We start from the raw sequence: 13,358 nt of genomic DNA, 5'->3' as shown, positions 1-13,358 counted from the left end.
AAGGGCTCCATTGCTACGTCGAAGACAAATCGCCCGGGGGGCCATGCTTCATGCGAAACATGGACAACCAGTCAGCTGTTGGGGGACTGCGGAGAGTTGGCCTAAAGGTTGCCAGCTATGATTACTGCGTTGCAGATGATCGCAATCGACGCGCCGAGGCCATGACAGCGCATCGAACGAGATCAATATACAATTGATAAAAAATTAATGATACAAATTTAGCTAATTATGGTTAACGCAGAAATCATTTACGCCCCGCGGGGCCTGTCCGAGCGCGACCTCTGAGCAGTATTGCTCTTTGACGAATAGACCACGACCCCTACCACGTCCTCACCACATACGAACTGCGCCCCAGCCTCTTCCAACGCCCGCCGCAGCCGAAGATTCAAGGCAATTTTTGGCGATCCAAGCCCATTCTCGAAATCGTTGATTGTCTTCCGGGAGACCTTGGCACGCTGCCAAAGCCAAGCCTGCGACACATTGAGGAGGGCACGAGCCGCCTGACAGACGTAACCTGGCACTGGGCTATCTGGGGGCATGGGAAGGAAGCCTGTCCCCGTTAATGGTGCAGGGCGATTCTTTCCAAGATGAAATATTTTTATAGCACTGCTAAAATTCCAGTCGGAACTCAGGAATGAATCGCCCATTGGAATCGTCTGAGGCCTTTCATGCGTGATACCGTTAGAGCCGCGCGAGGCCTTTACTGCTTTCGGTACCGCTGAACGGGACATTTGTTTCCGCTGGTTATGTGGTCGTGCTTCTGTCTTCGGTGACATGGAAATGCCTGCGCGCGATCCTCAGTTGATCGAATTGGAAATCGGGCTCTGTCGCTCAAAGGATTACAAAATCTATCCTTGTAGTCGAGGCGAACGAACTGCCTGAGCAACTGCAAGGTCGGCGGGGACACTTCGACTGTGATCCGGCAGGCAGCTGCCGCGCCGGAAGGCAAGGTGGGGCGGCCCGTCCATTCTGATCGGCTGCGGCGTAGCCTTGCAGCGTCGACCGCTCAATCGCGCTGCCGATCCGCCCGTTCTCGAAGCGATGGGCGATATCTCGGAAGGGGCTCAAAACCGCGATCCCGAAGCAGCATCGCAGGAACGAGATCGGCCAGATTGCGGCCGCGCTTAAGGCCCCTCCGCGACATTCTTGTGCGCATCAGGATCGAGCCCAAGAACGCAGTCTGTCTCACGTCAAGGCGGAGCTCCGGATCGCCGCATCGAGAGCGCCGGCGCACGAGGCTTCTGTAATCGGGATGGCGAGATGCGCCAGCTGCGTACCGAAATCGCTTCCAGGGAGCGGGCGCTCGCCATCTATCGTAAGCGCCATCGCAGCTCAATGATAGTACACGCCTCGGCGGGCGTTCCGCACCATCCCTGGCCTCGTTCTGCGGCTGAGCGTCTCGGAGACAATCGCCCGGACTTGGCTCAGCCGGTTCATGGAACGCGCCCGCGCGGTCTATCCCAATATCGTCATCGACCGGTGATGCGCGAGCTCCTGGCCCGCGGCGACCTCGACCTCGCCTTCCTGCTGGGCCCGGTCGACGACCTCACCATGGCGAGCTGCGATCTCTGCGCCTATCCGCTCGCCGTGATCGCCTCGCCCGATCTGGCCCTCGGCGAGGAGCCGCTGAGCATCGCCGGGATTCGCAACTTCCCGATCATCACGTATCCGAAGGCGACCGCGCCCTATCCGCGGCTGCGCGAGACGCTGGACGATCCCAGCCTGCCGCCGCCGCGCATCTTCGGCAATTCCTCGCTGACCACGATCGTCCAGATGACGCTGGACCGGATCGGCCTGAGCTTGATCCCGCCGATCGTGGTCCAGAAGGAGCTGAGGGAAGGGCGGCTGCGCACCATCGAAACGGCACTGCGGCTGCCGGACCTGGTCTGCATGGCCGCCTTCCCACTCACGCTGAGCGGCAGCCTCGCGCGACCCTTGGCCGATTTCGCCCAGGAGGTCGCGGCGCCTACGAGGCTCCGGCGCCGGCGTGAGTGACCCAGAACGTCTCGAAGCCGCGTCGGACGGCTTGCAGTTCTTCTTAAACCTGAAAACAGGGAAACGCATTTCTGGTTTCAGGCCCGAGGCCTCAGACTGGACCTTGCCTCATCGGCTGCATGCGAGATTTGCGTATCGCCGGTGCCCTCCGCCGTCAGGACATCGTGCGGCCGGGGGCGCCTGGTTGCACAATGGAATCTTATTGTGACCCATCCCAATTCACGATTGGACGAGCCGGCTAAGGAATGCGTCCATTGTGTCGTCACCAGCGGCGCGATCGAAACTCAGGCGCGATGAAACAGGCAAGCACCCTCGCAGCATGGTGTGACCCGGATATGATCGGCGATGCGGCTTCGGCGCGCGCTATCCGGCTTGCCTGTCGCGACGGCTCGCTGGCGGGTACGACATCGGGATTGGCGCCGGGCTTCGTACAGGGGAATCTTGCGATCCTACCGGCTGATCTCGCCACCGATTTCCTGCGCTTCTGCCAGGCCAATCCGCGTCCGTGCCCGATCATCGGCGTGTCCGACGTCGGCAGCCCGAAGGTTCCGGCACTCGGCGAGGACCTCGATATCCGCACCGATTTCCCGGGATATCGCGTCTGGCGGAACGGCGAGTTGATCTCCGAGATCGGTGACGTCAGTGAATACTGGCGCGACGATCTCGTCTCCTTCGTGATCGGCTGCTCGCTCTCCTTCGAGGAGGCCCTGCTGCAGGAGGGCATCCCGCTGCGCCATGTCGAGCGCGGCATTCGCGTGCCGATGTTTCGCACCAGTATTCCCTGCGCCCCGGCCGGCCGTTTCGAGGGCCCGATGGTGGTCTCGATGCGCCCGCTGAAGGCGGCGCATGCGATCCGCGCCATCCAGATCACCTCGCGCTTTCCCGCGGTGCACGGCGCGCCCGTCCATATCGGCGATCCTGCGCTGATCGGCATCTGCGACGTTTCGCAGCCCGACTATGGCGATGCTGTCGAGGTGCTGCCGGACGAAGTCCCGGTGTTCTGGGCCTGCGGAGTCACGCCGCAATCGGTCATCGCCAAGGTGAAGCCGGTCTTCGCTATCACGCATGCGCCCGGGTGCATGCTCGTAACCGATCGCCGCAACACGGAGTTTGCCGTCATCTGAAACGGTTCTTCGACCTGCCGGCCGCAAAGAGCCGCGCAGCCATCACAACACAGCAAAGAGGGGTCACCATGAATCGTAGAGAACTGCTCCTGGCAGGTGCATCGACCGTTGCCGCGGCCGCCGTCGCCTATCCGCGCAACGCCGCGCTCGCCCAGGCGCCCAAGGAGGTGACGATCGGCGTCATCTACCCGATGTCCGGCGCCAGCGCGCAGGTCGGCATCGATGCGCGCCACGCCTTCGAGACCGCGCTCGACATCATCAACAACGATCATGCGCTCGATCTGGTGGCCGCCAAGGGCGCAGGCCTGACCGCGCTCGGCGGCGCCAAGGTCCGCCTCGTCTTCGCCGATCACCAGGCCGACCCGCAAAAAGGCAGGGCCGAAGCCGAGCGCCTGATCACGCAGGAGAAGGTCTCGGCCATCATCGGCTGCTACCAGTCTTCCGTTTCGGCCACGGTCAGCGCCGTGACGGAGCGCTATGGCGTGCCGTTCCTGTGTGCGGACTCCTCATCGCCGAGCCTGCAGAAGCGCGGCATGAAGTTCTTCTTCCGCCCGGCTGCGCAGGACGAGATGTTCTCGGCCGCGATGTTCGATTTCTTCGACGCGCAGAAGAAGAAGGGCAAGAAGATCGACACGGTCGCGCTGTTCTTCGAGGACACGATCTTCGGTGTCGATTCCTCGAACACGCAGCGCAAGCTCGCCAACGACCGCGGTTACAAGATCGCGGCGGACATTAAATACAAGACCAACTCACCCTCGCTGACCGCCGAGGTCCAGCAGCTCAAATCGGCCGATGCCGACGTGCTCATGCCCTCGAGCTATACCACCGACGCCATGCTGCTGGTGAAGACCACGGCCGAGCTCGGCTACAAGCCGAAGAACCTGGTGGCACAGGCGAGCGGCTTCTCCGAACAGGTGACCTATGACGCGGTCGGCGACAAGCTGAAGGGCGCGATCACCCGCGCCAGTTTCTCGCTCGATCTGGCGGCGAAGCGCCCGTTCATCGCCAAGGTGAACGAGATGTTCAAGGCTCGCTCGAACCGCGACCTGAACGACAACACCTCGCGGCAGTTCATGGGAATGCTCCTGCTCGCCGAGGCGATAGACCGCGCCGGCTCCCTTGAAGGTCCCAAGGTGCGCGATGCGATTGCCGCGACCGACATCCCGGGCACCAGCACGATCATGCCCTGGTCGCGCGTGAAATACGGCGCGGACGGACAGAACGCCGATGCCAGCCCGGTGCTGCTGCAGTATGTCGGCAACAAGTTCGTGACGATCTTCCCGAGCGACGTGGCGATCGCGGACGCGATCTGGCCGATGAACGGCTGAACCGCAGCACTGGAAGGAATTTCGCCATGACGACGCAAGCCCTGCTTCAGGTGCTTGCGAGCGGCCTGCTGATGGGGCTGATCTACGCCCTGATCGCGGTTGGCCTCTCGCTCATATTCGGCCTGATGGACGTCGTGAACTTCGCTCATGGCGAGTTCCTGATGACGGCGATGTACGTCGTCTTCGGGATGTTCCTGTTCACCGCGATCGACCCGGTCCTGCTCGTGCCGGTCGCGGCCGCCGCACTCTTCGTGGTCGGTGCGGCGGCCTATCTCGGCGTGGTGCGCTTCGCCATGCGCGCCAAGGCCAATCAGGGCATGGTGCAAATCTTCGCCACCTTCGGGCTGGCGACGCTGATGCAGGGTGCCGCTCAGTACTTCCTGACACCGGACTATCGCAGCATCGGCAACTCCTGGCTCGGCGGCAAGACGCTCAACCTCGCCGGCGTCTTTCTGCCTTGGCCGCAGATCTTCGGCGGGCTGGTCTCGATCGCCGCTTTCGGCGGGCTCTATCTGCTGATGTCGCGCACCGATTTCGGCAAGGCCCTGGAAGCGACCCGCGAGGACCAGGGCGCGGTGGCGCTGGTCGGCATCGACCGCAACCGCGTCTTCGCGCTCGGCTGGGGGCTCGGCGCCGCGCTCGTCGGCCTTGCCGGCGCGGTGCTCGCGATCTTCTACTACATTCATCCCCAGGTCGGTGCGACCTTCGGCCTGATCGCCTATGTCACGGTCGCGCTCGGCGGCTTCGGCAGCGTCTTCGGGGCGCTCGCCGCCGGCGTCATCGTCGGCCTGGTCGAGGCCCTCACCGCGGCGCTGCTGCCGCCGGCGATGAAGTCGATCGGCATCTACACGCTCTATCTGGGCATCGTCTTCATCCGGCCGAGCGGCCTGTTCGGAAAGCTCTGATCATGACGACGGATGTGCTGCCTTTCCCGCCCGCCACCGGCCTGCTGCCGCGGCGCCGCAACCAGCTTCTCGTTGCCGCGGCTGTCTTCGCGGCGATCGCCCTGATCCCGTTCCTGGTCAGGGACGTCTACCTTCAGAACGTCCTGGTGCTGACCTTGCTCTATGCCGCGGTCTCGCAGAGCTGGAACATCCTCGGCGGCTATTGCGGCCAGATCTCGCTCGGCCACGCGCTCTATTTCGGCATCGGCGCCTATGCGACCTCGGTCCTGTTCGTGACCTATGGCGTCGTGCCCTGGGGCGGCATGCTGGTCGGCGGCGTGCTCTCGGCGGCGATCGCGCTCTTGCTCGGCTATCCCTGCTTCCGCCTCAAAGGCCATTATTTCTCGATCGCGACGATCGTCATCGCCGAGATCGGGCTCGTGCTCGTCCACAATTGGGATTTCGTCGGCGGTGCGCTCGGCATCCAGTGGCCGTTCGGTTCCGATAGCTGGTGGACCCTGCAGTTCGCCCGCGACAAGGTGCCCTACGTTCACCTTGCCCTCGGCCTGCTCGCCATCACCTGGTTCGTGACCTTCCTGATCGAGGGCTCGCGCTGGGGCTATTGGTGGCGGGCGGTCAAGGACAATCCTGAGGCGGCCGAAAGCCTCGGCGTCGAGATATTCCACTCGAAGATGGCGGCGGCGGCGGTCTCGGCCTTTTTCACGGCGGTCGGCGGCAGCTTCTATGCGAGCTTCCTCGCCTATATCGACCCCGAAAGCGTGATGAGCTTCCGCTTCTCGCTGCTCTTCGCGCTCCCGGCGGTGCTCGGCGGCATCGGCACGCTCTGGGGGCCTGTCGTCGGCGCCGCCATCCTGATCCCGCTGACCGAGATCACCCGATCCTATCTTGGCGGCTCCGGCTCCGGCATCGATCTGATCATCTATGGCGGGCTGATCATGCTCGTCTCGCTGGCCAAGCCAGAGGGCCTCCTCAGCCTGTTTCGGCGCAAGCCCAAGGCGGAGGCACGTTCATGAGCACGGACACCCTGCTGACCGTCGCCAATGTGACGCGGCGCTTCGGCGGCCTCGTCGCCAATTCCAACGTGTCGATGACCGTCCACCGCGGCGAGATGCTCGGCCTGATCGGCCCCAACGGCGCCGGCAAGTCGACATTGTTCAACCTCATCGCCGGAACGTTCCCGCCGAATGAGGGCCGCATCCTCTTCGAGGGCCAGGACATCACCGGGCTGCCGGCGCCGGCGCGCTGCCGGCTCGGCATCGCCCGCACCTTCCAGGTGCCGCGCTCCTTCGACTCGATGAGCGTCCTGGACAATGTGATGGTGGGCGCCTTCGCCAAGGTTCCCGGCAGTCACGCCGCACGCCGGACGGCCATCGAGACGCTCGACTTCTGCAGCCTAGCTCACCGCACCGAGGCTTCGGCCGGCGACCTGACCCCGCCGGAGAAGCGCCGGCTGGAAGTCGCCCGCGCGCTCGCGACGAAGCCGAAGCTCCTGCTGCTCGACGAGGTCATGACCGGCCTCACCCCGAGCGAGGCTCGCCTCGGCGTCGAGCTCGTCCGCAAGGTCCGCGACCAGGGCGTCACCGTGATCATGGTCGAGCACGTCATGGAGATCGTGATGCCGCTGGTCGACCGCGCGGTGGTGCTCAATCTCGGCAAGGTCCTGGCCGAGGGCAAGCCGAAGGACGTGGTCCGCGACGACGCCGTCATCACCGCCTATCTGGGGGAGAGACACCGTGCTGCTTGAAGTCGCCTCCCTCACCACGGCCTATGACGGCCTGATCGCCATCTCCGATATTTCGGTCTCGGTAGCCGAGGGCGAGATCGTCGTCGTCGCCGGCGCCAACGGGGCCGGCAAATCGACCCTGCTCAAGACCATCTCCGGCATGGAGAGGGCCCGCTCCGGCGAGGTCCGCTTCGACGGCGAGAGGATCAGCGGGCTGCCCGGCCACGAGATCACCCGGCGCGGCGTCGCCTATGTCCCGGAAAACCGGCGGCTCTTCCCACGCCTCTCGGTCGCCGACAATCTCAAGCTCGGCAGCTATCTGCACCGGGCCAAGGCCGACCGCGAGCAGCCACTGGAGCAGGTGTTCACGCTGTTCCCGCGCCTGAAAGAGCGCCTGCCGCAGCGCGCCGCGACGCTGTCGGGCGGCGAGCAGCAGATGCTGGCCATCGGCCGCGCGCTGATGACGCGTCCGCGCATCCTGATGCTCGACGAGCCGTCGCAGGGCATCATGCCGAAGCTCGTCGACGAGATCTTCGAGGCGGTGCTGACGATCCGCAAGGTCGGCGTCACCGTACTCCTGGTCGAGCAGCGTCTCGCCGAAAGCCTGGAGATCGCCGATCGCGCCTATGTCCTGCAGACCGGGCGGGTGATCCTGTCCGGCACTGCCGCCGAGGTGCGAGACAATCCGGATATCCGCCAGGCCTATCTCGGTATTTGATGGCGGCGGCTCCGCCGGCCGGCGGGGCCGCGCTCCGTGTCCGTTCCATCCGGCCAGCGAGGATTTCCGATGGTGTCCGTCGATCTCAACTCCGATCTTGGCGAAGGCTTCGGTGCCTATAGCTGCGGCGACGACGAAGCCATGCTCGCCATCGTCACCTCGGCCAATGTCGCCTGCGGACTGCATGCCGGCGACCCCGAGATCATGGCGAAGGCCTTCGCGGTGGCGCATCAGCGCGGCGTCGCGGTCGGCGCCCATCCGGGCTTTCCTGATCTCTGGGGTTTCGGGCGCCGGCGAATCCCGTTCTCGACCGGCGAGATCGAGCGCCTCGTCGCCTATCAGGTCGGCGCGGCGGTGGCGCTCGCGGTCTATGCCGGGCATCGCATCACCTACGTCAAGCCACATGGCGCGCTCGGCAACATCGCCTGCGAAGAGCGCCCGGTGGCCGATGCGATCGCGCGCGCCGTCAAGGCGGTCGATCCCGGCCTCGCGCTGTTGGCGATAGCCTTGACCGAGCAGGTCGCCGCCGGTGAAGCCGCCGGACTTTCCGTCCATCAGGAGATATTCGCCGATCGCGGCTACACCGAACAGGGCCAGCTGATTGCCCGCAGCCAGCCCGGCGCCATGATCACCGATCCGGAGGAAGCCGCCGGCCGCGTCGTCGAGATGGTAACGGAAGGCGTCGTCATCACCGCCTCGGGCAGGCGCCTGCCGACGAAGGTGCACTCGGTCTGCGTGCACGGCGATTCCAGCCATGCCGTCGCGATGGCGCGGCATGTGCGCAGGGCGCTGGAACAGGCGGGCGTGCGGCTCGCAGCCTTCGCATGACCTCGGAGTGTCCCTTGCGCCCGCGCTTTCTCGACGCCGGCGAGGCGGCGTTGGTCGTCGAGTTCGGCACGGAGGTCGACCCGGCAATCAGTGACCGCGTGCTCGCCCTCGACGCCGCGCTGGCGGCCGCCACTCCTGAAGGTGTCCGCGAGCTGGTCCCGACCTATCGCTCCCTGATGATCCACTATGATCCGCTGCGGCTCGGCCGGGACGCTCTGGTCGCACTCGTGGAGGAACGCCTGGCCGCGCCGGTGGCGCACGCGCGCGCGGCCTCACTTTGGACGCTTCCCTGCTGCTACGACGAACCCTATGGCGAGGATCTCGCCGAGATGGCGGCGATCATGGGCCTGTCAGCCGCCGAGGCGGTCGCGATCCATGCCGGTGCTACGTATCGCGCCTACATGTACGGCTTCGCGCCGGGCTTCACCTATCTCGGCGGCCTGCCCGAGGAGATCGCGATCTCACGTCGGACGAAGCCGCGCCCGCCGCATGACACGAAGGTCGTACTCGTCGGCGGGGGCTTGAGCGCCATCGCCACATTCTCCATGCCGACCGGCTGGTATGTGGTCGGGCGCACGCCGGAACGGCTCTATGCGCCGGAGCGCCCGAGCGCTTTCCTGATCGAGCCCGGCGACAGCCTGCGTTTCGAGCCGATCGACGTCGCGACCTTCGCCAGGCTGGACGCGCGCGCCGAGTCGGGCGAGGTCATCGCCCTGAGGCAGACAGCGTGACCGCGGCGCTGCGTGTGCTTGCGGCCGGCCCGGGCTCTACCATCCAGGACGGCGGCCGCCATGGCTATCTGCGCTACGGCGTCACCGGCGCGGGCCCGATGGACCCTTTCGCCCATGCGCTCGCGAACCGCGCCCTCGGTAATCCTGCCTGCGCTGCCGCGATCGAGGTCTCGCTCGGCGGTCTCGAGGTCACGGCGGAAGGAGGCCCCGTTGCGGTCGCGCTCGCCGGCGGCTCCTTTGCAGTGACGCTCGACGGCCAGGCGTTACCGCCGGCCGTCGTCGTCGCGGTCGAGCCGGGTGCCAAGCTGAAGCTGCGAGCCGGCCAGGCCGGAGCATGGTGCTATCTCGCTGTGCCGGGCGGCTTTGACGTGCCGCAGGTCCTCGGCTCGGCCGCGACCCATACCCGCACCGGCATTGGCGGCATCGAAGGGCGGGGGCTCATGATCGGCGATCGCCTGGCGATTGGCGGAGCGTCGCCCGCCGAGGTCGAGACGGGCCAGATCATCGCGCCGCTACTGGAACGGCCGGCCGAGGCAATCCGCGTCATTCTCGGCCCGCAGGACGATTATTTCGCGCCGGACCAGATCGCCGACTTCCTCGCCGGCCCCTGGACGATCTCAGCCCGCGGCGACCGCATGGCCTGCTTCCTGGAAGGGCCGAAGCTCAGTCATCTCCTCGGCTACAACATCGCTTCCGACGGCATCGCCATGGGTGCGATCCAGGTGCCGGGCGAGGGCCAGCCAATCGTGTTGATGGCCGACCGGCAGTCGACGGGTGGCTATCCCAAAATCGCGACGATCATCGGTCCCGACCTCGGGCGTCTCGCCCAGGCGCGGCCCGGGACCTCGCTCCGCTTCCACGTCGCGACGCATGCGGAGGCGGTGGCAGCGCGGGCCGCGGAACAGGCCTTCCTGTCTGCGGCAATCCCAGTCGAGCCGCTGGTTCGCAAGCGTTTCAGCTCTGAATTCCTGCTCAGCCTCAATCTCGTCGATGGCTGGGTCGACGCCCACAAACCGATCTGACCGTCACGGAGTATGTGCGAAGCGGGATAATCGCCATCGGCTTCCTGTCTGTGCAATCGCGGCCGGCCTAGCCAAGGCGCAGGCGAGCTTCGCCGACGTTGGCCTATGCAGTCGGCCGGACCGTGTGACCCTCATCGCCAGGAACACACCGGCAGTCTTCCATTCGGCCGGCCCGGCCCGGCATCACGGACGCCCGAGCGCCGCAGTGTAGGGCCGTGGCTGTCTCTACGCAGGCTGTACGCCAGGGGAATGCTTCAGACGGATCGCCTTGACTGCCTCGGCCATGAAGGCGTGGATAAGCGGCAACCGCTTCGAACTTCGCGACCAGAGGATACCGACATCGCGTGTCGGTGCGCCGCTCGCCTTGATTCGGCGCACATTGGCGCCTTCTGGCCAGGGTGGCAGCCAGTCTGGCACGAGCGAAACGCCGAGGCCGCGGCTGACCAGGACTGTGATCGCCTCGAGGGAATCGAGTTCATATTGTTCGCGCGGCCGGATTTTCAGCTTGCGCAGGTGCAGATCGACGATGCGACCGCCCCAGTGGTTGCGATCATAGCGGATAAAGGGCTCGCGCTTCAGGATCGCGCGCGCATCGGATTCGGTAACGCTCAGCGGCGTGATGACCAGTAGCTTCTCCTGGCGTAACAGGAGCCAGTCCAGGGCCTTGGGAAGCGCGAAGTGAGGTTGGACCATAATAGCCGCGTCGAGCTCGCCCTCGATAATGCAGGAATAGAGGTCCCCGGACATTCCCGGCAGAATGTAGAGTTCTATCCCGGGCCGGTTCTGCCGCAACTGCACGAGCAGGTCGGGGAGCAGGCCGGTCAGGGCGGAGTGGATCACGCCAATGCGTAGCAAGCCAGTTTCGAGGTCAGCTGCGGCGGCAGCCTTGATGTCTTCCGCGACGGAGAGCATGCGCTCGACTTCCGCAAGAATGGCGGCTCCGGCCGGTGTAGGCTGCATCGTATGGCCGGAACGCTGGATGAGCGGCCGTCCGATCTCGTCTTCCAGCGCTTTGATTCGCTGGATGACCGCCGACGGCGTGATGTTGAGCCGCCTTGCCGCCTCGGAGAGAGAACCAGTCTGCACGACGCTTAGGAAAGTTTGGAGAAAGCGCGTCTCCATTATCAGTTTCCCTGAATGTCGAAGGCAGGAAAACACATATTCCCTCGCACCGCGGCGGCGTCAATGATCATGTGCTGCAGTGCCGCGGGTGACGATTTCGCCAATTGGGCGTCGTGGCGGCGGCTCCTCGATCAGGATGTAGCCATATGAGCGTTTTCGATCGCCCTTTCGATCCGAAGCACGACACGGCTCTCGTGACCGGCGCCGGTAACGGCATTGGCCGCGCCATCGCGCAGGCCTTGGTTGCGGAAGGCGTACGCACCGTGTTCGCCGATCTGAGTGAGGATAAAGTCGAGGCTGCGATCGCAGGCTCTTCCCGGCCGGAACTGGCCGTGCCGTGGGCCGGTGACCTCGCCGTCCGTGAGGGCTGCGATGCGCTGCTCGCCCATGCCCGCGCCGCGCTCGGAACCGTCAGCCATTTCGTCCATAGCGCCGCGCCGCCGCGGCGCGAGACGGATCACGCGCTGGCGGTGTCGGATGATACCTGGGAATACATGCGCGCCGTGAACGTGGACGCCGGCTTCCACCTTGCGCGCGAGATCGCGCGCTCGTTGATCGCGGAGCGCAAGCCCGGTTCGTTCCTGCTGCTGACCTCGCTGCATGCCGCGACGCCGCGCAACCTGCCGCATTACAGTACCTCGAAGGCGGCGCTGGCCATGCTGGTCAAGGAGCTTGCCAAGACGCTGGGCCGCTTCGGCATCAGGGTCAACGCACTGGTGCCGGGCGCTATCGCCGCCGGAGGATTCGTGGCCGATCCGTCGCTTACGCGGCATATTCCCCTTGGGCGGCTCGGATGCAGCGAGGATCTCGCGCCGATGGCGCTCGCGGTCCTGTCGAACCGCCTATCCGCCTATGTCACGGGTTCGGCCTTTGTCGTCGATGGCGGTCTGTCGCTGACCAACTGGTTCGACCCGCCGGCGCTCGACGAGTTCTAGGCCGCCTCAAGCCGCCATCAGGGAGAGTGCCATGACCGACACGCCGCAGATCACCACCCGTTCCGACGGGCTGCTCGCCAACATCGCCGGCAACTACGCCATCCTGCCGAGCGGAGCGGCCTATTGCTCCGGCATCGTTCCCGATCAGGGATATGAGGTTGTGCGCGCCGAGCTCCAGAGCTGGGTTCCGCTCGGCGAGGCCTATGGCTTCATCGAAAGCTACCTGAAGAGCATCGGCCGGCCGGTCCAGGCCTTCTGCGGCATCGAGCTGCGGGTGCCGGAGCCGCTAACTTTCGACAAATGGTCGAGCTTCAACGTGCCCTACCTCGCAAAGCTGCGCGAATGGGGCCTGGTCTTCGGCGACTATAGCTTGGTCTGCCGCTCGAATATCGCGCTCGACCTTCATCCACCGGCTGCGACCGCGATGTGTGCTTTCAGCTATACGGTTCCCAGGACGGTGAAGGCGACCACCTTCCTGCTGTCCGGCCAGGCCGATATCGGGGCGGACGGCAAAATCATCGCCGAGGGCGATACGAGCCCGGCCGCGATGCAGCGCCGCACCCACTTCACCATCGACACGGTCGGCACGACGCTGGCGAAGCTCGGGCATTCCTGGAGCGAAACCACGCGCATCGCGCTCTTCCATGCGCACGAGATCCCGGAGCTGTGGGGGCCGGCCCTGCTCGGCGCACTCGGCGAGCCGATCCGTCGTGGCGTGCTCGTCTACCGCGCCCGTCCGCCGATCGCAGGTGGCGAGGTCGAGCTCGAGGCTCGCGCAATCCGGCAGGAACTCAGCTTAGCCCCCGCCTAGCAGACCGACCCACGCCTGCCGGTATCTGATAGTTTTTCTGATTTTCGAAAGCGATGAAACCCATATTTCCCTTTCTTCAATGCGGGCGCATGCTTCCGAAGAGGAAGAGGACCGGA

Annotated in this window: 13 protein-coding genes; 12 read left to right on the top strand and 1 reads right to left on the bottom strand. The window is 65.2% G+C overall.

Features of this window, described 5'->3' with window-relative positions; all coding sequences use genetic code 11:
• Positions 1 to 1,482: 1,482 nt before the first annotated feature.
• From B6S44_RS22005 to B6S44_RS21960, 10 genes are all read left to right on the top strand, one after another.
• Entirely contained in the window at positions 1,483 to 1,995 is a 513-nt protein-coding gene (locus tag B6S44_RS22005; protein ID WP_164985918.1) for a substrate-binding domain-containing protein, read from the top strand.
• A 335-nt stretch (positions 1,996 to 2,330) separates the two neighbouring features.
• Entirely contained in the window at positions 2,331 to 3,119 is a 789-nt protein-coding gene (locus B6S44_RS22000; RefSeq protein WP_129159025.1) for a putative hydro-lyase, read from the top strand.
• A gap of 68 nt (positions 3,120 to 3,187) precedes the next feature.
• On the top strand, positions 3,188 to 4,447 hold the full coding sequence (locus B6S44_RS21995) for an ABC transporter substrate-binding protein (protein WP_129159024.1): 1,260 nt from the start codon (positions 3,188 to 3,190) through the stop codon (positions 4,445 to 4,447).
• A 26-nt stretch (positions 4,448 to 4,473) separates the two neighbouring features.
• Complete coding sequence (locus B6S44_RS21990) at positions 4,474 to 5,352, top strand: branched-chain amino acid ABC transporter permease (RefSeq protein ID WP_129159023.1); 879 nt, start codon at positions 4,474 to 4,476, stop codon at positions 5,350 to 5,352.
• A 2-nt stretch (positions 5,353 to 5,354) separates the two neighbouring features.
• Positions 5,355 to 6,365, top strand: a complete 1,011-nt coding sequence (locus B6S44_RS21985; RefSeq protein ID WP_129159022.1) for a branched-chain amino acid ABC transporter permease — start codon at positions 5,355 to 5,357, stop codon at positions 6,363 to 6,365.
• Positions 6,362 to 7,096 carry an ABC transporter ATP-binding protein gene (locus B6S44_RS21980; protein WP_129159021.1) on the top strand — a complete coding sequence of 245 codons (735 nt, stop codon included), beginning with the start codon at positions 6,362 to 6,364 and terminating at the stop codon, positions 7,094 to 7,096. The genes B6S44_RS21985 and B6S44_RS21980 overlap by 4 nt, the downstream gene beginning before the upstream one ends.
• Complete coding sequence (locus tag B6S44_RS21975) at positions 7,086 to 7,793, top strand: ABC transporter ATP-binding protein (protein WP_129159020.1); 708 nt, start codon at positions 7,086 to 7,088, stop codon at positions 7,791 to 7,793. Before B6S44_RS21980 ends, B6S44_RS21975 begins: the two co-directional genes overlap by 11 nt.
• Before the next feature lie 69 nt (positions 7,794 to 7,862).
• Positions 7,863 to 8,621 (top strand): LamB/YcsF family protein, encoded by a 759-nt coding sequence (locus tag B6S44_RS21970; protein ID WP_129159019.1) that lies wholly within the window; start codon positions 7,863 to 7,865, stop codon positions 8,619 to 8,621.
• Positions 8,618 to 9,352 carry a 5-oxoprolinase subunit B family protein gene (locus tag B6S44_RS21965; protein WP_129159018.1) on the top strand — a complete coding sequence of 245 codons (735 nt, stop codon included), beginning with the start codon at positions 8,618 to 8,620 and terminating at the stop codon, positions 9,350 to 9,352. Before B6S44_RS21970 ends, B6S44_RS21965 begins: the two co-directional genes overlap by 4 nt.
• A complete protein-coding gene (locus B6S44_RS21960; RefSeq protein WP_129159017.1) occupies positions 9,349 to 10,374 on the top strand; it encodes a 5-oxoprolinase subunit C family protein in 1,026 nt (341 codons plus the stop codon). Before B6S44_RS21965 ends, B6S44_RS21960 begins: the two co-directional genes overlap by 4 nt.
• A 225-nt stretch (positions 10,375 to 10,599) precedes the next feature.
• Here B6S44_RS21960 and B6S44_RS21955 read toward each other — a convergent pair whose 3' ends face one another.
• A complete protein-coding gene (locus tag B6S44_RS21955; RefSeq protein WP_129159016.1) occupies positions 10,600 to 11,496 on the bottom strand; it encodes a LysR family transcriptional regulator in 897 nt (298 codons plus the stop codon).
• Positions 11,497 to 11,642: 146 nt separating this feature from the next.
• Here B6S44_RS21955 and B6S44_RS21950 point away from each other — a divergent pair, with 146 nt between their 5' ends.
• Both B6S44_RS21950 and cnbZ read left to right on the top strand, forming a co-directional pair.
• A complete protein-coding gene (locus B6S44_RS21950; RefSeq protein ID WP_129159099.1) occupies positions 11,643 to 12,431 on the top strand; it encodes an SDR family NAD(P)-dependent oxidoreductase in 789 nt (262 codons plus the stop codon).
• 31 nt (positions 12,432 to 12,462) lie between these two features.
• Complete coding sequence (gene cnbZ / locus B6S44_RS21945; protein WP_129159015.1) at positions 12,463 to 13,242, top strand: 2-amino-5-chloromuconate deaminase CnbZ; 780 nt, start codon at positions 12,463 to 12,465, stop codon at positions 13,240 to 13,242.
• Positions 13,243 to 13,358: the final 116 nt, after the last annotated feature.

Source organism: Allobosea sp. Tri-44 (assembly GCF_004123845.1).
Classification (GTDB): Bacteria; Pseudomonadota; Alphaproteobacteria; order Rhizobiales; family Beijerinckiaceae; genus Allobosea.
Note: the sequence above shows the minus strand (reverse complement) of the source record. Positions and strands in the feature narration are given on the sequence as shown.

What these genes read in the sequence shown, in the direction of transcription:
- B6S44_RS22005 (WP_164985918.1), top strand. Translation starts at nt 1,483, where the DNA reads ATGCGCGAGCTCCTGGCCCGCGGCGACCTCGACCTCGCCTTCCTGCTG.
- B6S44_RS22000 (WP_129159025.1), top strand. Translation starts at nt 2,331, where the DNA reads ATGATCGGCGATGCGGCTTCGGCGCGCGCTATCCGGCTTGCCTGTCGC.
- B6S44_RS21995 (WP_129159024.1), top strand. Translation starts at nt 3,188, where the DNA reads ATGAATCGTAGAGAACTGCTCCTGGCAGGTGCATCGACCGTTGCCGCG.
- B6S44_RS21990 (WP_129159023.1), top strand. Translation starts at nt 4,474, where the DNA reads ATGACGACGCAAGCCCTGCTTCAGGTGCTTGCGAGCGGCCTGCTGATG.
- B6S44_RS21985 (WP_129159022.1), top strand. Translation starts at nt 5,355, where the DNA reads ATGACGACGGATGTGCTGCCTTTCCCGCCCGCCACCGGCCTGCTGCCG.
- B6S44_RS21980 (WP_129159021.1), top strand. Translation starts at nt 6,362, where the DNA reads ATGAGCACGGACACCCTGCTGACCGTCGCCAATGTGACGCGGCGCTTC.
- B6S44_RS21970 (WP_129159019.1), top strand. Translation starts at nt 7,863, where the DNA reads ATGGTGTCCGTCGATCTCAACTCCGATCTTGGCGAAGGCTTCGGTGCC.
- B6S44_RS21965 (WP_129159018.1), top strand. Translation starts at nt 8,618, where the DNA reads ATGACCTCGGAGTGTCCCTTGCGCCCGCGCTTTCTCGACGCCGGCGAG.
- B6S44_RS21955 (WP_129159016.1), bottom strand. Translation starts at nt 11,496, where the DNA reads ATGGAGACGCGCTTTCTCCAAACTTTCCTAAGCGTCGTGCAGACTGGT.
- B6S44_RS21950 (WP_129159099.1), top strand. Translation starts at nt 11,643, where the DNA reads ATGAGCGTTTTCGATCGCCCTTTCGATCCGAAGCACGACACGGCTCTC.
- cnbZ (WP_129159015.1), top strand. Translation starts at nt 12,463, where the DNA reads ATGACCGACACGCCGCAGATCACCACCCGTTCCGACGGGCTGCTCGCC.